Origin of the sequence: Nitrincola sp., from assembly GCF_048264025.1 — a bacterium.
Classification (GTDB): Bacteria; Pseudomonadota; Gammaproteobacteria; order Pseudomonadales; family Balneatricaceae; genus Nitrincola.
On the sequence record NZ_JBLXDN010000036.1, the window covers coordinates 17,093 to 37,137 of the forward strand.

Genomic DNA, 20,045 nt, shown 5'->3' on the forward strand with positions numbered 1-20,045 from the left:
CTTTAAGATAGTGTTTGACCTTCATTGAGACTTCATGATTGTGACCCAATCGCCTAAGAGCGCATCACGAACTCTTTTTCCCGCCGGAACTGAGTTTTCATTTGTATCTTGGCTTAGACGAGCGAATACAATTGTTCGTGCGCCTTTGGTGGCCCAACCAACGAACCAACCGTATCCGCGTGTTTGATCGGCTTTACCAAATTCGTCTCGAGGAAAAGCTGTCCCGGTTTTGCCATGCACGGCCCAACCTCCAGGTAGATTCACGACCTCTGTCAACCGCATTGTCGTGTCGATTGCGTGCTGAGATATAGGTAACCTTTTATTTACTAGTTTGATAATAAAATCGATTTGCTCAAGCGGAGATATTTTGAGAGAAGAGCTTATCCATGCGCGGTCAATGCCGTTATGTTTACCTGCGTCGCCAGACACGTCAGCATTTCCATAACTAAAAGCTCGAGTGTAATCTGCTAATCGCGGCTCGCCGAGAAAATGAGTGACACGGTGGGAGTACCATACTACCGAATACTTCATCCAATCGCTGGGATTCGTTGGTTGCAACCAGGCAGTTCCGCCCCAATCAGGGTCGCCCCGTTGGTATACTAAGGTTGGTTTTGATTCATCTTTTAGGAATTTTGAGTCATATCCCATCAAGCTTAATGCAATTTTGAAAGTCGAAGCTGGTGTGACACGCTCACTGCAATTGCCGTCTTTCAAAATGAAGGTGTGGTCACGGGCGTCAGCCACCACAGTGCAAATTGTTCCTGCCTGCACCACCGAGCACATAAAAAATAATGCGCAACTTATAAAAACATAACGAAGCACGACAGTTATCCTTTTTTTCCTGAATGGCTGAATTAATAACCATTGACCTGAGAGCCGAGCCTATTTTTCTTTTTTTATGTGGCCATCTAGATAATAATTAGCATTATTACCACCTAGATATATTGGTAGCCTTATGCTTGAAGCGTTCTCGGTAAAACGACGGGGCCAGGCCTACAACTTTGCGAAAGGCCACCCGAAAACTTTCTACAGATGTGAAACCACATCGCTCAGCTATTTGCTCGCCCGTCAGACTTGTGCCTTCAAGAAGATCTCGGGCTTGTGACATGCGCACATGCTGCAACCAAGCTTTCGGTGTCATCCCAGTAGCTTTGGTGAACCGGCGCAAGAAGGTGCGCTCGCTCATTAAAGCCCTAGAAGCCAAACGGCTGACCGACAGCGGCTCATGCAGGTGTTGCCTTGCCCACTCCAGGACTGCTGATAGGTCATCTCGAGACGCTTGGGCGACTGGCTCAAGAATGAATTGTGCCTGCCCTCCCGAGCGCTGTGGAGGCATCACCAATCTGCGTGCGACGGAGTTTGCTATTAGGGAGCCGAAATCGCGTTCGACCAGATGAATGCATGCATCGATACCCGCAGCGCTGCCCGCAGAAGTAATCACCTGGCCGCTATCGACATAAAGCACCGCAGGGTCGACTACGATATCGGGGAACCTTAGCGCAAGCTCATCTGTGTAGCGCCAATGGGTGGTGGCGCGCTTGCCATCCAGCAGACCGGTGGCGGCTATCACAAAAGCACCAGAGCAGATCGATAAGAGGCGGGCTCCGCGAGCATGTGCGGCGCGCAATGCTTGTATTAGCTCTTCGGGTGGCGACGTCTCTCGATTACGCCATCCAGGAACGACGATAGTACGCGCTTCGGCGAGAGCTTCTGGGCCGGCGTCGGCAGTGATCTGACAGCCTCCAAGAGCACGCATCGGCCCCCTGTCGACAGCCACAACAATGTGTCGGTACCAAGGAAAATCGAACTCAGGTCGCGGCAAACCAAAAATCTCTACCGCAATACCAAATTCAAATGTGCACAAATCGTCATAGGCGAGAACGGCAACCAAGCCTGGATCGCTAATCATTTGGCGGAAATTTACCAGTTGATGTCGACTCGGATACTGTAGCGCTGGAATCCCGTTGAATACAGTGGAGCCTTACCAAGTTCACCGAGAATCAATCATGCCCAGCCTTGTTAGCGAAATACCTGCAGCCTCGCCTGCGATAGCACTCTCTCACTTTAGCCGCCGGTTGACCTTTGAAACCGACTGTTCCGATGTTTACCAAAGCCAACTAGCTGGTGAGGTCGATTACGTTCTTGTCGACGTCCGCAGCAGTGATGCGTTTGCTTCGAGCCACGTTCCCGGTGCCATCAATATTCCCTCCCGACAGATAACAGCCGAGCGCATGGCCGATTTCCCAGCACAAACGCTATTTGTTGTGTATTGCGCAGGGCCACACTGCAACGGCACGCATCGCGCTGCCAAGCGCCTTGCAAGTCTGGGGTATCCAGTCAAAGAAATGCTTGGCGGCGTTACCGGCTGGCTCGACGAAGGACTACCATTAAACGGCGCTCAGCCGCTCCCGAACAGCCAAGGCACTGTGTCTTGCCAATGTTGAACCAGCTATACGAGCTACGACTGTTCAGGCCAGCTGGCGTATCGAAGCAACTCCAGAGGTTGTGCGTTGATCGCGACTTTCTTGCGGTTGAATGGATGTGATCTATCGATGCGCTGACTGCACGCCTCAAGCCGCAACTACGCAGAACAGCTCGGTGCTCGACATCCACACATGGTGTAAGGCCGAATTGAGCTCAGGCCAAGGATGTGCGCAGGATTCAGACACGGCACTGGAGACGGGCACCACGTCCAAATTCTACTCTATAAGATGCTTTATATCACCAGATCGGAGACCGCGCCGTGGGGGATGATGTTTTCTATCCTGACGATACGCTCAAGGCGGCACATGATGAATTCGGACGCTGGCTCCTTACTCATAAGGATGGTACTCCCTACTCGCAGGCAAGGCCTGCATCATAGTTACTACGAGCAACAGTGAGATACCACAGCTCTTTAATTAAGAATAACATTTAGCAGCGTCAGCTAACTCACTTGCAATAGTGCCGAGTCGCTTGACTCCACTAAGAAAATGCTCATCGACAGGTTGGCAGCAAGAGAGCCGCAAACAACGGGCAAATCGGCTTCCGTTTGAATACATTTGCCCGGGTACGATCAGGATCTTTTCCTTTAGCGCTTTGTGAAACAACTCATGACTATCCACCGTTTCGGGAAGTTCTACCCAAAGCAAGAAGCCGCCGGTAGGCCTCGTGGCATGCGTACCTTTAGGAAAATATCTGGCAACCGCACCGCGTACTGCTTCGGTCTGAAGTGCGTAACGACGACGTAAACTCCTTAGATGCACATCGTAATCGCCAGACGCAAGAAACAGACCTACCGCCTCAGAGAGAAGCGTCGACTCGGCGACGCTAGACGCGAATTTTATTCGTCTCAAAGCGTTATGAAATCGCCCAGCCTCAAGCCAGCCAATTCGGTAATCAGGCGCAAGCGTCTTTGTATAGCTCGAGCAAACGATCACCCAGCCGCCATGATCAAACGCTTTGACCGTAGGCTGAAGAGGCTCTGAATATTGCAGTTCCGCATAGATGATGTCCTCAATCAGCGGTATCTGGTACGAGTTAACCATTTGAGCTAGGCGCCGCTTGGCGCATACAGACATGCTGAATCCAAGAGGATTATGGACAGTTGGCATCGCAACAATCGCAGCTAATCTATTTTGAACGAGCAGAGATTCAAGTGCGTCGAGTGAAATTCCACCTTCAGGATGAGTGGGAATTTCTAATATGTTCAATCCAAGCCCTTGCATCAGCGGGTAGAGATTGAAAAAGGTCGGTGATTCAACCCCTACCGTATCCCCTGGGCGGGTGACCGCTCTCAACGAAAGCTGTAACGCCTCCATCGCGCCGTGAGTAATTATTACGTTATCCGCAGACAACTCCATACCTAACCGTAAGCCACGTCGAGCAATCTCCTCACGAAGCAAAGACGATCCGGGCGGAAGAGCATAGCGGTCAGTGTGATAGGGTCTTCTCCGCAATAGGCGGCAGGTCAACCGGCTGAGCTTAGCCCCTGGATAAAGTGCCTCGCCGGACGGACAAGCAAGAGCCGTATCTACCACCCCCTCTTGCCCTTGGTGTCGAAGCATCAAGCTGACCAAATCATCGGCGGATTCTGCCTTCTGGAAATCGACTGGCTTCTCCTGCAGCGACCGTTGTAGCGATGGAAGACGGCTCCTCACGAAATAGCCTGACTTGTGGCGAGCTTCTACCAGCCCCATAGCCTCCAGAAGCCTATACGCCGCCGTCACCGTATTGAGCGCGGTTCCGTGCTGTACGGAACACGTCCGAACCGATGGGAGACGCGACCCTGGCGGCAGGAGTCCTTGGTCAATGGCTTCTGCAAACTTGCCGGCCAGAGCACGATACAACACTTTTTCATTTTTCATTTTATGGCGGCGGATCCAGAGCATTCAGAGCGTACTGTGGCACAGATTAGGATCTGTAACCATTCAAACGGCTAGATACTGAGTCTGTTCCCATCCAATCGCGCTTCCTAGTATTCAGGGAAATCCATATGCGAACCACAACAGCATGGTCGAAGCGATTGCACTAGCCGGATATATGGCAGTGATGGCTGTCACGCCAGGCCCGAACAACATTTTATTGGCAGCGTCGGGATTAGCGTTTGGTTTCAGAAGGACGGTGCCCCTTTTGCTGGGGCTAGCGGCAGGGTGCGCTGTGCAATTGTTGATATGCGGAACAATGTTCAGTTGGGCGTCAGCTTGGCTTTTAGATGCGCGCCCAACCTTGGCGGTCGTAGGTTGCAGCTATCTATTTTGGTTGGCGTATCGCCTTACGCGCGCAGGAGCTCCAGGGCAGAGAGAAGCAGCCATACCGGTTAGCGCTGTAACAGCCATACTTGTCCAGTGGGTTAATCCTAAGGGCTGGGTAATGGTGTTGAACGCATGTGTCTTATTTATTCCCAAAGAAGGCGGCCTAACATATGTTGCGTTTATGGTGGTTCTTAGCCCATTAATACAGTTGCCTTGTACTGCTCTTTGGGCCTGGGGCGGAGATAGATTGCGTATCTGGCTTAAGAACGATCAATCACTGCGTGTATTCAATATGTTAATGGCTGCGATGTTAGCTGCAATATCAGGATGGATGCTGGTTGATGAGCTCTTAGCGCCGTGAACCAAACAAATAGTATAAAAGAGATAAGAAAGCCAACTAAGGAACAGGCATGAAAGCAGCAGTGACTCAGGCAAAACCAGCGGGCGCCGTCAGCGTGCTTATAGGGCTTTGCCTCATGCAGTTTTTAAGTTGGGGTGTTTTGTATTACACACTTCCTATAGCAGCGAGTCGAATTGCGGCCGAAAAGGGCTGGCCACTGACTACGTTAGTTATCATTTTTACAGGATGTCTCTTGGTCGCAGCGATTGGAGGGCCTTTAGTAGGCAAACTTCTAGACGCCTTTGGCCCCAGAGCAGTAATGAGTTGCGGAGCCCTTTTAGGTACAGCGGGCGTACTCCTTTCTTCTCGCGCTGAAATACTAGTTCTATTTGCAGCTGGCTGGTGTCTAGTCGGAATCGCTCAAGCTTGCACACTCTATGCATCCGCGTTTGCAGCAGCAGGACAGTGGCTAACTGGCAGCGCTTGGCCACTGACTTTCATCACCTTGGCTGGTGGTTTATCTTCTCCGATATTCGCACCTATCACTGCGTACTTGATAGACACCTATGGATGGAGCACAGCATCAACCGCCATCTCGTTGTTGTACGGGCTCGTCGCAATCCCTGCGTCAGCTCTCCTCCTTAAGCGCAAATGGGAAACTCCTAGCAGAAAGGGTAATGCCCAAAAGAGCTATATCGCGCAAATTGTTAGTTTGCCATCCTTCAAATTAAATCGCGTAGCGTTTGCTATCGCTGCAGCCGGCTTGTACGGCATTACACTCAACCTAGTACCACTGCTTCAAGAGATAGGTTTCGATTATAAAATCGCAGCAGCGATCTTTGGCGCCGTCGGGGCGGGCCAACTAATCGGACGGCTGGCCTTTATTCCGTTCGAATCAATAGGCACAACAAAACAACGAGTGTTGTGGCAATTAGGATTAACCAGCGCTGCGCTTTTTCTAGTTGCGATTATCAGCGGGCCGACGTACGCCGTTGTTATTGTAGCTCTCTTTGCCGGCGCTATGCGGGGCGCACAAACACTATCTATTGCGAAGTTAGTTTCTGATCTTTGGGGGCGAGACGGATATGCGACCGTTTACTCACGATTCTATTATCCGGTTGCCTTGGTAACTGCAGTTAGCCCTGCTGCGGCGCAACTTCTGGCGAACACATTAGGATCATACAGATCTGCAACCCTTTCCCTTGCAGCACTCACACTTCTTGCACTTTTATTTGCGAACCAAACATCGCATTCATAGGAGCTAATCATGACGGAAAACATAAGCGATAAGCGCGCAGTAGTTATCGTAACCGGCGGAACTCGAGGCATCGGAAAATGCATCGTCAAGCGATTGCATGACGATGGTTACGCAATTCTTTTCACGCATTCAAACTCAGACGCATCTGCTATAGAACTGGCAAATGCGCTTCATCGCCCTGACCATCCATGCGTCGGTATGAAGGCAAACGCCACCACCTTGGGGATTGAAAAGTCAATTTTTGACAAAGCAGAGACACTCGGGGATGTAGTAGGTGTCGTTAACAACGCAGGAATCACTGGAACAATTTCTAAACTAGCCGCCTTAGAAGACGAATCATTATCGAAAATCGTAGCAGTAAACCTAGTAGCACCGATTCGGTTGTGTCGGGAGGCTGCACGCCGATGGAACGACCGCTCCAGCAGGTCGTCAATCATTAATATATCGTCGGTTGCCGCCAGAACAGGCTCCCCTAATGAATACGTGGTCTATGCCGCAACCAAGGCAGCAATAGAGACTCTAAGTATAGGTCTGGCGAAGGAACTAGCACCGAGAAATATTCATGTCAACGCTGTATCGCCGGGCACTGTAGATACAGATATTCACACCCTGGCAGGCGAACCTGGCCGTGCGCAGCGAGTTGCAAAAAATATACCGATGGGCAGACCTGGGCGGCCTGAGGAAATTGCGGATGCGGTTGCTTGGCTGATATCCGATCAGGCAACTTACGTGACCGGAACCGTTATCAACGTTGCAGGCGGACTGTGAGGGTGGAATTTTCTACTTTGCTTATTTTTGTACGCCCCTAAAATAGATTGACATGCACGACTCACCTTACTTGTGTCGTACCGCCGTCCCGCAGCAACGCTGGGCTACATTACTGCATCATGAGATTCTGGTGGTTAGTGAATTACGACGGCTCCAAATGCACAGAAAAACGCACTAAAGAGCCCTTATTGGCAATCCACAATGGAATATCTTTAGCAACATAACGTCTGATTGCGCCGTAAACCGACCACCTTGCCAGACCTGAAGTTCGTTACCCATCTTTCAAACCGGAAAGATTTCGGCATTAATTTAGTATTAGCTGGCTTACACCATCTGCATGAATTGTGAGCTATCTATTGGAATGGGTCGCCATGTCTATCAAAGAAGATAAAAAACGTAATCGTTGGGTAATAGTGCTCGCAGCGGGTGCAATTATGGGTGCGTCGCTCGGTATACGACATGTTCAGGGGCTTTTTTTGCAACCAGTGAGTCTTACCGAGGGATGGACTCGTGAATCTTTCGCGTTTGCTTTAGCTCTTCAGAACATTATTTGGGGGTTAGCTCAGCCCTTAGCGGGAATGCTAGCGGATCGCTTCGGCTCCCTTCGTGTAATACTCCTAGGGTCAATAATCTACGCTATTGGTCTTCTACTAATGGCTGCGTCTACCACGTCGAATATGATGATCCTAACCAACGGCATACTGGTAGGCATAGCATTATCTGGAACTGCATTCGGCGCTGTATACGGCGCACTAAGCAGAATATTTGACGGGGAGCATCGAGCTTGGGCGTTAGCAGTAGCAGGTGCGCTGGGTGGTTTGGGACAGTTTTTGATGGTTCCAGCTACGCAAGGCCTTATACAGTTAAGCGACTGGAGAGACACTGCGATGGTGCTGGGAATTCTAATGTTTGCCCTTGCACCGCTTAGCATGCTTCTACGTGACACACCAGCAAAATGCGGTAATGCAATTGACAGTTTGAACAAAGCTCCTTTCCTCATTGCTATAAAGAAGGCCTTCGCTCATTCTGGATTTTGGTTGCTCACGTTTGGCTTCGCAGCATGTGGCTTCCAACTTGCTTTTATTGCGACCCACATACCAGCTTACTTACTTGAACAGGGTCTAACCGTACGGCAGGCCGGTGCGACACTCGCAATAATTGCACTAACCAATATCTTTGGTATCTATTTTTTTGCTCGAGCTGGGGGAATTTGGCCAGCCAAAAGTGTTCTCAGCTGGCTGTACTTTCTTCGTGCTATCGCAATGTTGCTATTTATAACCACTCCTGTCACTCCTTGGACGGCATACGCTTTCTCTGCAGCCATGGGATTTTTATGGCTAGGAACTGTACCGCTTACAAACGGTGTTCTCGCTCAGATATTTGGTGTAAGTCATATAGCTACGCTGTTTGGTTTCGCATTTTTAGGTCACCAATTGGGTGGGTTCTTCGGCGTCTGGCTTGGAGGCCTGTTCTATGACACCTACGGTTCGTACGATGTGCTTTGGCTAGCATCAATTATAATTGGATTATTCGCAGCATGCATGCATTGGCCCATTAATGACCGTCCAATAGCAAAGCACCCAGCGACGGGTAGTCACTCATGAGGCATTACTCGCGAAAATCGTACTTTGCCGTCTTATTGGGCATATTGGGTTTGTATGTTCTTTCTCAGGCATTTCAAGAGTGGCTAAATCCAAGAGTTATATTTGGCCTCATGGATGCCGCTGTTATTTGTTAGAGCTCACAATCATCACATCGCCAGCCCCTACCAATTCCACATTCATCGCTCTCTTGAGGAACTAATTCAGTAATAGTCATTTAACCCAAACACGATCTTGTAGCTATTCAGGTCAGCATATAAAAAGATAACTTCAGCAATAGCCCCATAGTGCATTCCAATGATGCTGGAAAAAATCGATTTTATGAGAAAGATCGTGTTTATTCTATTATTGTTTTTCACTCACAGAGTTTGCGCCTAAATGTATCAATAGGCTTTGCATTGCAGGGGATAGGCTAGCCCAGTCCTGAAAGCAAACACATAAATCCCGACGCGCCCACGCCTCTTCCATTCGTAGTATCTGGTATACATAACGACGTCGATATCGCTTCGCTATCACCAAAGGAATGATGGCTACCCCGATACCATGTGTGACCATTTCACACAGCCCTTCGAACGTTTTCATCCTAACCCGCATGGCTAAGCTGCGACCGGCGGCGAGCGCATGACCGTCTATATGATCCTGCAAGGCGCTTCCTCTAGCCAGGCCCACAAAAGGCTGATCAAGAACATCGCTGAGGCGTACAGATGTGCGATGCGAAAGGTAGTGAGTCGAAGGCACGATCAGGGCGAGATGGTCTCGGGCAACAGCGCGCATATGTAAACCCGCCGAATCGACCGCGCTGGAGACTAACCCGGCTTCTACTAGCCCTGCAGCGACGGCTCGAACAATTTCCTCGCTTGTCCGCTCCATCAGTTCGACATACAAACCCGGCCGATCGGCAAGCCACCCTGCAAGCCTTTTCGGTAAAAATTCGGTTAGTGACGCTGTGTTGGTGAACAAGCGAAGAGTGCCGTTAGCTCCAACAGCGAAACTCCGCAACTCCCCCTTTAGTAACGCTTGCTGATGCAGAATTTCACGCGCACGGTGGGCAAAGGCCTCTCCGGCCTCCGTAGCGACAACGCCACGAGGATGGCGTTTAAGCAAGGTAACGCCGGCAACTGCTTCGATATTGCGTAAGCGCTCACTCGCTGACGCAAGAGCAAGGTTTGCCTGCGCGGCTCCATGAGTAATGCTGCCGGCATCCGTCACACACAAAAACAGGTTTAGATCCGTAAGATCAAATCGCATGTCATCAATCCCTTGTCTAGCCTTCGGGTAAACCGAAGGCTCTGCCGGTAAAACCGCATTGTCTTTCGTCTGTGTAAAGACTCCAATAAGGGCATGAACGATCCCTTATTTTACTTCACCGCGATAACACTCACCTTCCTGGCCGCCGGGCTCGTCAAAGGTGTAACTGGCATGGGCTTACCCACAGTGGCGATGGGTTTATTAGGTACCGTCATGCCTCCGGTTTCAGCCGCTGCGCTGCTTGTCATTCCTTCATTCATAACGAACATTTGGCAACTGTTTTCGGGAGCATCCACGCTAGCCCTGCTGCGCCGCTTGTGGACAATGATGCTAGGTATCGTCCTTGGCTCTATTGCTGGCGTACCTATGCTGGTCAGTGTCGATCCGGAGTGGTCTGGACTTGCTTTAGGGGTAGCACTAGTCGTCTATTCTGGTTACGCACTGGCTGGGCCGGGATTATCGATCTCGCAATCTACAGAGCCGTGGTTATCACCGGCAATAGGCCTAATTACTGGTGCAGTTGCAGGGGCGACAGGAGTTTTTGTTATGCCGGCAGTACCTTATTTGCAGGCGCTCAACCTAGAAAAAACCGAGCTTGTCCAAGCCTTGGGACTGTCATTCACAGTCTCTACCTTAGCGTTGGCTGCAGGTCTGCTGGCACAAGGCGCGTTTCGCTTGGATCAGATTGGTTTGTCAGGAGTTTCCATCGTTCCTGCGCTCATTGGAATGTGGTTGGGTCAAAAACTAAGAGCGCGTATTAGCCCAGCACGGTTCCGCCAGTTTTTCCTTGTAGCCCTTATGGGGCTTGGTCTTGAACTGGTGCTCCGGCCCATATTTTAGTTGACGTATTCAACAGACGGCTTGCCTCACAAGTTCTTCAAGCGGCGCCGAGCTCTTACGCCGCTATGTGCACTGACTAAGCAAGCGCCGAACAATCTAGTTAATCTAGCACGATTATAACCACCTTTCGACGCCGGGAAGGATTAAGGCCATTCTTTAATGCCTAACACGCCGCTGAGAGGCATGACGCTGTTGGAAGATCCGATGGGCCACACCTGTGAAGCTTCTCTTGAAGGTACTGATGTATTAGCTGCTCACCATTCATCAAGCCCTTCCACCTTGATGGATGACATAGGAACAGGCCGCAATCTGTAACCATCAGAATTACAACATTTTGAGTCTGTTTTATCCTTCTCCTCACCTTTTAGTATTCGAGAGGATGGCGTGCCGGCACCACTAGGGTTTAAAAGTCGCACCTCCACAACATTCCTTAAATTGGCTGCGGACTCGTCGAACCCCTGAAATTCCAGACAACAGGAGCAACTATGCGCGAACTTTCCGTATTGCAGTATCTGAAACGCCAGCTGGATGGCACATTGGCAGAAGGCGACACTACACATATGCGTTATCCCACTGCAATTTCGCAGCTGCTGGGATTTCGGATTGTTGAAATCGCTGAAGCATTTGCAATCATAGAACTCGACGCGAATGTTTCGCTTCATGGAAACCAGCAGGGCACTATCCACGGCGGTCTGCTGTGTGAGCTTGCAGACGCTACAATAGGCACAGCGCACTCCACAATCATGGCTAGTGGCGAAAGCTTCACCAGCATTGATTTGAAAGCAACTTTTTTACGTCCGGTTTGGAACTCACGTTTGCGTGCATGTGCTTGGGCAGACCACCGCGGTCGTACTATTTCCCATTATCGATGCGAAGTGCATCGTGAAGATGGAAAGCTTGTCGCGAGTTTTTCAAGTGCAATCATGAATTTACGTGGCGATAACGCACGGGGGCGTTAAACGCAAGCACAGAAGTCAATCTTCGAAGACTTGCGCAAAACACCCTGGTGGGAATCAGAAAAGACATCGAAGGAGAATTGTATGACCGGCCCAGTTGTGTCAATCATTAATGATGGTGTAGCCGAGTTAACCCTATCCCGACCAAAGTTTTTTAATGCTCTAAGCATAGAGCTAATTACTGAACTCGATAAGAAATTGGAAGCTTGCGATCGAGACCCTAACGTTCGCGCCGTACTTATCCGGGGTGATGGGCCCCATTTCGCTGCAGGAGCAGATATACAAGAGCTATCAGCAATTACTCCTGAACAAGCCGAGCATGAAGATTACGCGGGAAGCAGCCGTTATCTAAACATGACGGCGAAACCCACCATAGCCGCCGTACATGGCTATGCTCTTGGAGGAGGCTGCGAGCTAGTCGAGATGTGCGACATAGTCATTGCGGCAGATGACGCCTATTTCGGTCACCCAGAGGTTACCCTAGCAACCATGCCCGGAGCTGGAGGAACACAGCGGCTACCGAGGTTAGTCGGAATGAAAATGGCGATGGACTTGCTATTAAGTGCTAGGAGGCTCTCAGCCTCTGAGGCGCTTGCTGCAGGGCTTGTATCGCGCGTGGTATCCCGCGAGATTCTGCTGGATGAAGCCCGATCATTAGCTAAGAAGATTGCGGATATGCCAGCAAATGCTATCGCATCAGTTAAAGCGGCATGTGCATTAACCTCGGAAGTTTCCCTGCAGGACGGTCTTAAGCTTGAACGCCATCGCTTTTATAAGACGTTGGGGGAAGCTGAGTTTCTAGAGAGAACACGGTCGTTCTTAGCCCGCCGGACAGTTAGGTAAGCAGAATCTCCAGTACTCTTACTTTCGTGCGTAAGCCTATAGCTATCCACGAAGTAGCCTATCTGCTCAGATTTTAGTTACTCGTGACGCGACTTACAGACGGATCGTTTCGACGTACTTAGTCTGCTGGCATGACGGCAGACGAATACATGCGATGACGAGCTCCAAGCGTCGCTGAATCGAGGGCCCTGATGATACAGGATATGCGAATAGGCTAAGCGACGTGGCTTCTATCTGCTAGCGGACGATTGGCGACCCAACTCTCGCTTCACCGCTAGCGATATAGGGTGCATCTCCGCCTCTGATTATCGCAGCGGCGATCGCTAGATTTGCCGCAACAAAAGCCTGGGCAGAATGGATGGCGCCTCCGAGGTTCAACAACAACGTAACGTAATGGCATTGGAGAGCAGCGTCGCTCCGTAACCTGGCAGAATATCACACTGATGACTCCCTATACTCTCGTAGTCTCCGCCATGCCTGTTGGCAATCAAAAGCCAAGTCCCGTATTCTCCGCCTTACAATAGCGATACGCCACTATTAGATTGGTGATCGCCGCCACCTTCCGCCGCGCTCTGCCTGTGGTAGTGAAACTCACTCGGATTAAACTCGATGCTGCTATTTGATTTACTCAAGCAGTGGGAACCTGACTTCACCCCTGCTCAAGCGAAGGTTCACCTAGCGCGATACAACGGCAAGAAGCACCCTCTGGATGTGTTTTTGGAAGGCCGTTTCGACGAGTGGCAGTCATTGCAATCCCAGCGAAGTTTCGAAAAAGATTATGTCGTATCGCTGATCCAGGCGGGACGCCCTACCCGTTGGCTATTTGCTGGACTATTCCGTAGGAAAGGTCGTTCGCATCACACCGAGCCACGAAGCCACTATTTATACGAGTTGGAGCGTATCGAAGCGGCCGAAGAATGGGTCGGTCGCCTCTACCTGAAGAGCACGTACAAGCAACGCCACTCGTATCCACTGGGAAAGACCTTGGCGAAGGATCTTGTCATCTCCGAACTGTTGCCCAAGCGTCTTACCATCGGTGATTTTCCAGGTTTCAAGTCAGTCAATCTGACGAAGGAGCATCTGGACATCGTCGTACGCCAAAACATCCCAACCTGGCGTGCAGCTTTGTCCAGCGTTAAAGGCATTTATCTATTAACAGACGTTGAGACCGGCAAGTTGTATGTTGGCAAGGCAGACGGTGAGAGTGGAATCTGGGGTCGTTGGTGTACCTATGCCGCTACCACGCACGGTGGGAATGTTGCCCTCAAAGAAGAATTCGGCATTGATGCACCTCCAGATCGACAGTACCACCTGCGCTTCTCAATTCTGGAGATCACCGATCTTCATGCCATCGACAAGGAGATTGATGCGCGGGAAAACCATTGGAAACAGATATTGTTGAGCCGAGATTTTGGCTATAACCGCAACTAGCCACCTGCGTTCCTACTGTTACCAGTGACAGCAAGTTAAGAACCCTGTCGAAAAAAACCTCGTTCCAAGGGCATTTGGATAGGGATACCAACAATGGGCCGCATAGGCTAAGGACTGCGACATGCAAGATCTAGATCACGATGATCAGCTTCCTCCACGAGAATTCTTTACTGAGTTCAAGCTCAGGTAATCCGGGCGAATGCACGCTGACAAGAAGATCAGCGTCATGGCACGCCCGCAAGTGAGCTTAACGCTTCGTTGCTTCGCTCTAGTGACGGCTCACGCAAGCTGCCTGCTGCGCTTGTTTAAGAAAGAGGATCCAGGAAAAATCTCGGTAGCGATCCATCGCTGATTTGCCGGTTTTGAAAAGCCTGTTTTCCAGCAGGCTTTTTATTATTGGGGATGCTTGAGCATTGGACATAGGCGAGTTCGAAACACAACTTCGTGCACTCATGGGCGCCCCGTACCATCATCGCCCATTCGTTTGCGACGGCTCTCCTCTTACCTGCCAAGTCTTCATCGTCGGGGTTAATGCCGCCTCGAACATGAAACAAGATTTCTGGGACTTCTGGCGGCCTGGATACGGTTTTGAACGTGCAACCTGGCTGGACGCTTATCTTGCTGCACGCACAAAGGCCAGTCGGACGCGAAAGGCCATGCAAATGATTATGGATCAAGCCAAAACCGAATACGGTGCCGTCAGATTTCTAGAGACCAATATCTTTTCGATACCCACTGCTAGAGAAAGCTTGCTGAGGAGCCACCAGAAGTCGACTGAGATCTTCGACTTCCTGCTAGCTTCGATCAATCCGCAAGTTTTGCTGGTACATGGGGCCAAGCCTGTCAAATATGTACGCGCCTTGGGCCTCAGCGAAAGCACCAATGTCATAGAAAGCCCACACTTGATTTATGTGAGCCACGAACAGGCAAGAGAGCTTGGCAGAATCATTGCCCGAACGATCAGTCGGGAAAACTGACTGAGTCGGCCCGCGAACCCGCCCTGCAGGACTGCCACATTATTTATTAATACAATGCGCGTCGATTCTCCGATGGCCGTTGCACATATGACTCGCTTTCTGATGGCGGCCCTGGCCGCAGTTCTCCTCTCAACTAACACGTTTGCTGCCCCCCCCTCCAACTTCGCTGCAGCTAAGGTGCTAGCCAAGCAGAAGATTTTCTTCGACCAGGCCTCAAGCGCAGAGGGTGAGCTCTACTGCGGCTGCAAATGGACATGGACTGGCAAGTCTGGAGGAAGGATTGACCCGAAGTCTTGCGGTTACGAAACACGCGCACAGCAGAACCGCGCCGCTCGTATTGAGTGGGAGCACATCGTGCCTGCATGGACGTTCGGTCATCAGCGCCAATGCTGGCAGAACGGCGGACGGAAGAACTGCATAGCAGATGATCCGGTGTTCCGAGCAATGGAGGCAGATCTGTTCAACCTGTACCCGTCTGTTGGTGAGGTAAACGGTGACCGCAGCAACTTCAATTACGGCATGGTCACCGGCATAGCGCCACAGTACGGGGCGTGCATGACGCGGGTCGACTTTCAAGAGCGTGCCGCTGAGCCACGAAACGAGGCCAAAGGAATCGTGGCACGGGCGACGTTTTACATGTACGACCGGTATGGGCTTTCCATGTCACGACAACAGCAGCAGCTGCTAATGGCATGGAATCGACAGTATCCCGTAACCACCTGGGAAAAGGAGTGGAACAACCGTACCGCGAAGGTCATGGGCCACTCAAATCCGTTCATCACTGGCGATCGTTCATGGAGTGTTGGGCACAAACCGACCCGCGAGGGACTCGTTAGCGCGATTCCTGCGCGTTCGACAGCAGCTCCTTATAAGAAGGCCGATGTGGGTGTAATCATCGGTAACCGTAACAGCAAGATTTACCACCTGCCCCAGGGCTGTCCTAGCTACGATGATGTATACCCAAAGAACCAAGTACCGTTCGCTACCGAAGCAAAAGCTGTTGCCGGCGGTTACCGGAAAGCAGGCAACTGCCGATAGCTCTGACGAGGGAAAAGCTTGCAAATCGTGCGATGCGAGGGGGCCCAGCGCCAAGCATGTGGGCTAGTAGTAATGGATTCAAATAGTGTGCCGAGAGCAGTTGCACGAAGTGCAACGCACCCATAGAAACGGTCGGGCGATTCCGGCACTGCGTGAATGCGAGCTGCAGCTGGTGGATACCGATCTGCCCTTCAAGCGGGGGCGAGATGAGATATAAGGCAGAGTATAAGTTCTGGGGGTGTTCGGATTACCGCAGCATCGATCCCGATTCGTGTCGCCATAAGGAATATGGGCGGATTGGAGCTCCCCCGCCGAGGGAAAGAAAAGCTACAATGGCCGCTCCGGGATCATCAGCCTAGGCAGCCTCTTATGGCTGCGCTTGTCCGAGTAACTGCCTGCTCCTATGCGACTGAAACTCGACACTTAGCCTGGAGAGCGAGACGCGCTGCTCAGATGTTCGCCTCAAGGCACTGGTCGGTCTTCTCAACGAGCAGCTTGATGAGGCGGATTGCCTTCTCCAGATCATCTCGTTTGACTAAATGAGCAGCAGGTGCACCCGTGTTCTGAACCTTGGATCGATGCACCGCCTGTCCGCGCTTACTAATCATTGCATCAAGCGCCTTTCGATTCCCTGCAGCATCAGTGCTCATACCGACCCAGCTAGTGGTTACATCTACACCGAGGTAATCGAGGAAGAGCTGCTTCGTTTTTGGTGAGTCAGGATTATGAAAACGCTTGAGTTCACTCTCTAGCTTCTCGCTCATAAAATCGCCGCAACGGCTGCCAGCTATTAGTCTCAGCTGAATACCCAGTGCTTCACGTACACGGTCTTCAACGTAGGTTTCCCAGGCGGTCAGAGCCATGACTAGTCCAGCGCGTTTAAGCACCTCTGCGTTGGCAGGAGGGGGCTTGCCATTTAGCGAGTCGAAGTGCTCTAGGAGCTCTTCAGCGTCCTTGATCGAGTACTGAAAAGCCTGCTCTGCTTTTGACATCAACAAATCCCTTTTCGTTGATGAGACACGCTCATCTGCTGTAGTGCTTTCTCTACAAAGCGCCGGGAGCGCTTTTAACGGTTTCCCGTTCGGTAAATTGTATAGCTGAGCGATCATGCTCTACTTTGCGTCTAGCGTTGTGGAGAGCATCATCTGGACTATCGTGAACGATTTCGTTCATATGCATGCCGAGCAGCTATGCCGCCCTCAGTTGCCTGCATTCACTACTGGGCCGAGGTGTTCTGCGTCATCCTCCTGATCATCCGGTACGGTCGAATCAAAGTATTCTTCGTCCATGCTGTCGAACTCGAAATCGCTGTCGATCTCGGCATCCGAGTCGAAATCTACGGCCTGCTCTGCGCCCACCCTGACCTGGAATAAAGCGGGCAGTCGGGCTGTCTCGTCGTAAAAACTGACACCGGCGTCTAGCAGCACTTTAAAGCAGGGGTCGGCTTGAATGAAAGCGAGGTTTGAGTTCCCGAGCCACAGCCGGCGGCCTCCTTCATAGGCCAGCAACCAGTTATTTCCTTTAAGCGCCATTGTCGTAACAGGTAGGCCCGGTAACGTCGCAAGATTCACCTCGCCGTCGACCAATTCTGAGTGATTGAGATCCAGAGCGATGAGTGAGCAAACGGAGTTCTCCATGTGAAGTACCTGAAGGATCAGTGTTGCGTCAAGATGGATCCTGAGTTCTTTGCACAGCCAAAGAAGCCAGGCCGTCTCACTGTGATGATTCGCTGAGGCAGCTGATCCCAACAAATTCCGGCTAAATGCACTTATCGCGCTCATGTTTAGCGGGTATTCGTATCGATGGTAAGTCGCAAGAATTTGGGTTATGACCTGCAGGGTGTTGGGAAATCCATACCCGCATTTGAGAATGTAAGCTTCGACGATCGCCCAATTGGACTTCTTGACGATGGTTGAAGACAGCTGCTTCAGGCCGTACTTGACCAGACTCTCGTCCTTGAACCTTGATTCAAGCGAGAACAACATCTCGAAATAGTGGTGAATGTCGTCTTTCTGCTGCCGCCTTCCCGCCGAGACCGTCAGCTTCTTCAGGCTGTATTTCCAAGACTCCTGGACGAGCTCTCGTACCTCGACGATCTTCGTCTTGGAGGCGTTGATCTGAAGCTCGTAAGCACTGACGCATTTGATGATGATAGCTAGGGCCTTCTCAGCTTCCTCTCGCTTGTTGAAAAAGAAAGTGAAGTCGTCAACATAGCGAAACCCCTTCGGCCATTCACCCAATTCGGCGCGGATGGCCTCATCAATCGACACTCCGATGATCTCCGCGATGATGTGGGAGGTGTCAGGGCCAATGGGTAAGCCAATGGTTTGGCCATCCTGTGTTCCCATGCATCGGCTATCAAGGATGTTCCCAAAAAACTCAGCAGTTTTTTTGGTCTTGTTCGCTTTAGCAACCTGCTTTGTGTGCAAAGCCCACGGGATGGTGTGAGTGTAAACAGTAGGGAAATAGCTCGATATGTCGGTGATTAGTGCGTAACGCGCCCCTGCAGATTGGCACACGCGCGCCTCATATAAGTCGCTGAACTTTGTCAACTCGATCGCTCTGAGGCTGCCGCCAGTGCTGGGGATGCTATGAGATATCTCGCTTTTTTCGTAATGTGCTTGGATCTGAGGCCAATACTCACAGATTTCCTTGGCCAGAGCATAGAAGCTGACGGGATTGGGGATCGAGGTCGTGCGCCTGCTGTAGGAAGATCTCGCGACCGAGAATTTCTCAGCCTGAAATGCACCAACCCCTGGCGCGCCATCCCATACAGCCTTGATCTGCTCAATACTTTCGGCGAGTCGCTTCGTACCAAATCCAATCGGTAGCTGAATCGGGAAATATCCTTTAGTAAGCAGATCCTGTAGCTGCATAACACTCCTTATTGCTGTCTGAAGACTAATAGGTCGAGGACGGCTTTTATCTCGTCTACACCGGGTCGTGGAACCAGTCCGGGACTAGTTTCTTGTCCCTCCACTCCTCCGTCAGCACCACGCCGGGAATCTCACCCCATACACCAACGTCAGCGTGGTCGAGCACGATGATCTGCAACCGGCCCTGGGCTGTATTAACGGCGTCCGCGAACGCTTGGAAGACCTTGCGAACAGCAATGCGGTCTTCATCGTTGAGCTCGTGCTCCTCCTCGACCTGCGCGGCCCGCTTGACTGGAAAATAAACCTGGCTGGGCTGATCGAATACGAGAAAATGCGGCACAGGGTGCTCGACGGTTTTCCTAGACATGAATAGCTTCTGCAGGGCCAGGAGCATTGCGACGTGATACGCGAGCCAGTTGGCGCCGCTGCCAATTTCCCAGAGGAAATCATCACGCCCATCATGGCGTACCTTGATCGCAAGATCAGTGATCGAAAGACCGATCCTCGCGTCCTTCCATTCAGCATCCAGGGACGGTGTGATCTTGGCGCAGTGCTCACTCAGTGAGTTGAGGATCTTGCGCGTGTTGTCGCGTACCACGTCGATTGAAACCAGAGGAGATAGCTCAGCCATCCGATCCTCGACCTCATTCAACTCTTTGGCTAGGCTGTAATCGAACTGGGCTTCCTTGTAGTTCTTAACCGCTTCCTCAAGCCTGCCCAAGTACCTATCAATATCTGCTTCTCTTAGGGCCTGGCCCTTGGCCTGAGCATCAATCAACTCGATGGCCCTGATTTCTTTGCGGATCGCTTCCAACTCTTCAGCGTCTGCGCGTACTGCGATTTTCAGACGCACCAGTTCGCTCTCAACCGACGCAGAAATTGCCGGTGTAGCCCGGGCGTTGTTTTCGATACCAATCAGCGCTTCACACAATGCGTCTAGCTCTCCGGACGTTGAATCCGTTGCGCCGCCCAGTGCATGGGATGAGGCAGCGTCTTTACTGGCCAGGCTTTTCAACCAAGTCGACAGCGACAGGCGTTCCTTCATCGTCTCCAGCGCGGACAGATAGGCGTCCGCGTCCCTTTGGATGCCGCTGAGCTGAATTAATTTTTGACGCCCAGAGAACAGGTTGGCAGCA

20 protein-coding genes are annotated in these 20,045 nt (G+C 51.3%); 13 read left to right on the top strand and 7 right to left on the bottom strand.

Annotated features, from left to right (window positions below; translation table 11 throughout):
• Window positions 1-21: 21 nt before the first annotated feature.
• Both blaOXA and ftrA read right to left on the bottom strand, forming a co-directional pair.
• Window positions 22-783: a class D beta-lactamase gene (gene blaOXA / locus ACN0R1_RS17660; RefSeq protein ID WP_376779981.1), complete on the bottom strand. Its 762-nt coding sequence runs from the start codon at window positions 781-783 to the stop codon at window positions 22-24.
• Window positions 784-928: 145 nt separating this feature from the next.
• The gene (ftrA, locus tag ACN0R1_RS17665) at window positions 929-1,909 is read right to left on the bottom strand and encodes a transcriptional regulator FtrA (protein WP_312944587.1); all 981 of its coding nucleotides are present in this window, start codon (window positions 1,907-1,909) and stop codon (window positions 929-931) included.
• 97 nt (window positions 1,910-2,006) lie between these two features.
• Here ftrA and ACN0R1_RS17670 point away from each other — a divergent pair, with 97 nt between their 5' ends.
• The gene (locus ACN0R1_RS17670; RefSeq protein WP_312944585.1) at window positions 2,007-2,444 is read left to right on the top strand and encodes a rhodanese-like domain-containing protein; all 438 of its coding nucleotides are present in this window, start codon (window positions 2,007-2,009) and stop codon (window positions 2,442-2,444) included.
• A gap of 456 nt (window positions 2,445-2,900) precedes the next feature.
• Here the strand turns inward: ACN0R1_RS17670 and ACN0R1_RS17675 are convergent, their stop codons facing one another.
• Entirely contained in the window at window positions 2,901-4,346 is a 1,446-nt protein-coding gene (locus ACN0R1_RS17675) for a PLP-dependent aminotransferase family protein (RefSeq protein WP_417585257.1), read from the bottom strand.
• A 184-nt stretch (window positions 4,347-4,530) separates the two neighbouring features.
• Here ACN0R1_RS17675 and ACN0R1_RS17680 point away from each other — a divergent pair, with 184 nt between their 5' ends.
• From ACN0R1_RS17680 to ACN0R1_RS17695, 4 genes are all read left to right on the top strand, one after another.
• Window positions 4,531-5,094 (top strand): LysE family translocator, encoded by a 564-nt coding sequence (locus tag ACN0R1_RS17680; protein ID WP_417585273.1) that lies wholly within the window; start codon window positions 4,531-4,533, stop codon window positions 5,092-5,094.
• Between the two features lie 49 nt (window positions 5,095-5,143).
• Window positions 5,144-6,331 carry an MFS transporter gene (locus ACN0R1_RS17685; protein ID WP_417585259.1) on the top strand — a complete coding sequence of 396 codons (1,188 nt, stop codon included), beginning with the start codon at window positions 5,144-5,146 and terminating at the stop codon, window positions 6,329-6,331.
• 9 nt (window positions 6,332-6,340) lie between these two features.
• Window positions 6,341-7,099, top strand: coding sequence for an SDR family NAD(P)-dependent oxidoreductase (locus tag ACN0R1_RS17690; protein WP_417585261.1), 759 nt, complete (start codon window positions 6,341-6,343; stop codon window positions 7,097-7,099).
• Between the two features lie 371 nt (window positions 7,100-7,470).
• Window positions 7,471-8,703, top strand: coding sequence for an MFS transporter (locus tag ACN0R1_RS17695; RefSeq protein ID WP_312944579.1), 1,233 nt, complete (start codon window positions 7,471-7,473; stop codon window positions 8,701-8,703).
• Window positions 8,704-9,045: 342 nt separating this feature from the next.
• Here ACN0R1_RS17695 and ACN0R1_RS17700 read toward each other — a convergent pair whose 3' ends face one another.
• Window positions 9,046-9,948: a LysR family transcriptional regulator gene (locus ACN0R1_RS17700; RefSeq protein WP_312944577.1), complete on the bottom strand. Its 903-nt coding sequence runs from the start codon at window positions 9,946-9,948 to the stop codon at window positions 9,046-9,048.
• Between the two features lie 93 nt (window positions 9,949-10,041).
• Between ACN0R1_RS17700 and ACN0R1_RS17705 the strand changes: the two genes are divergently transcribed.
• From ACN0R1_RS17705 to ACN0R1_RS17740, 8 genes are all read left to right on the top strand, one after another.
• On the top strand, window positions 10,042-10,788 hold the full coding sequence (locus ACN0R1_RS17705; protein WP_312944575.1) for a sulfite exporter TauE/SafE family protein: 747 nt from the start codon (window positions 10,042-10,044) through the stop codon (window positions 10,786-10,788).
• A 159-nt stretch (window positions 10,789-10,947) separates the two neighbouring features.
• The gene (locus ACN0R1_RS17710) at window positions 10,948-11,103 is read left to right on the top strand and encodes a hypothetical protein (protein ID WP_417585263.1); all 156 of its coding nucleotides are present in this window, start codon (window positions 10,948-10,950) and stop codon (window positions 11,101-11,103) included.
• Window positions 11,104-11,273: 170 nt separating this feature from the next.
• Window positions 11,274-11,747, top strand: coding sequence for a PaaI family thioesterase (locus ACN0R1_RS17715; protein WP_312944573.1), 474 nt, complete (start codon window positions 11,274-11,276; stop codon window positions 11,745-11,747).
• A gap of 81 nt (window positions 11,748-11,828) precedes the next feature.
• A complete protein-coding gene (locus tag ACN0R1_RS17720) occupies window positions 11,829-12,587 on the top strand; it encodes an enoyl-CoA hydratase/isomerase family protein (protein ID WP_312944571.1) in 759 nt (252 codons plus the stop codon).
• Between the two features lie 609 nt (window positions 12,588-13,196).
• Complete coding sequence (locus ACN0R1_RS17725; protein ID WP_312944569.1) at window positions 13,197-14,018, top strand: GIY-YIG nuclease family protein; 822 nt, start codon at window positions 13,197-13,199, stop codon at window positions 14,016-14,018.
• Between the two features lie 413 nt (window positions 14,019-14,431).
• The gene (locus ACN0R1_RS17730; RefSeq protein WP_417585265.1) at window positions 14,432-14,995 is read left to right on the top strand and encodes a hypothetical protein; all 564 of its coding nucleotides are present in this window, start codon (window positions 14,432-14,434) and stop codon (window positions 14,993-14,995) included.
• Between the two features lie 87 nt (window positions 14,996-15,082).
• On the top strand, window positions 15,083-16,033 hold the full coding sequence (locus tag ACN0R1_RS17735) for an endonuclease (protein WP_312944612.1): 951 nt from the start codon (window positions 15,083-15,085) through the stop codon (window positions 16,031-16,033).
• An 85-nt stretch (window positions 16,034-16,118) separates the two neighbouring features.
• Window positions 16,119-16,250, top strand: coding sequence for a hypothetical protein (locus tag ACN0R1_RS17740; protein ID WP_417585267.1), 132 nt, complete (start codon window positions 16,119-16,121; stop codon window positions 16,248-16,250).
• Between the two features lie 232 nt (window positions 16,251-16,482).
• Here ACN0R1_RS17740 and ACN0R1_RS17745 read toward each other — a convergent pair whose 3' ends face one another.
• From ACN0R1_RS17745 to ACN0R1_RS17755, 3 genes are all read right to left on the bottom strand, one after another.
• Complete coding sequence (locus tag ACN0R1_RS17745; RefSeq protein ID WP_312944564.1) at window positions 16,483-17,025, bottom strand: HEPN domain-containing protein; 543 nt, start codon at window positions 17,023-17,025, stop codon at window positions 16,483-16,485.
• A 207-nt stretch (window positions 17,026-17,232) separates the two neighbouring features.
• Window positions 17,233-18,909 carry an RNA-directed DNA polymerase gene (locus ACN0R1_RS17750; RefSeq protein ID WP_312944561.1) on the bottom strand — a complete coding sequence of 559 codons (1,677 nt, stop codon included), beginning with the start codon at window positions 18,907-18,909 and terminating at the stop codon, window positions 17,233-17,235.
• A gap of 55 nt (window positions 18,910-18,964) precedes the next feature.
• Window positions 18,965-20,045, bottom strand: a 1,081-nt coding sequence (locus ACN0R1_RS17755) for a DUF3732 domain-containing protein (RefSeq protein ID WP_417585269.1), incomplete at its 5' end; no start/stop codon positions are given.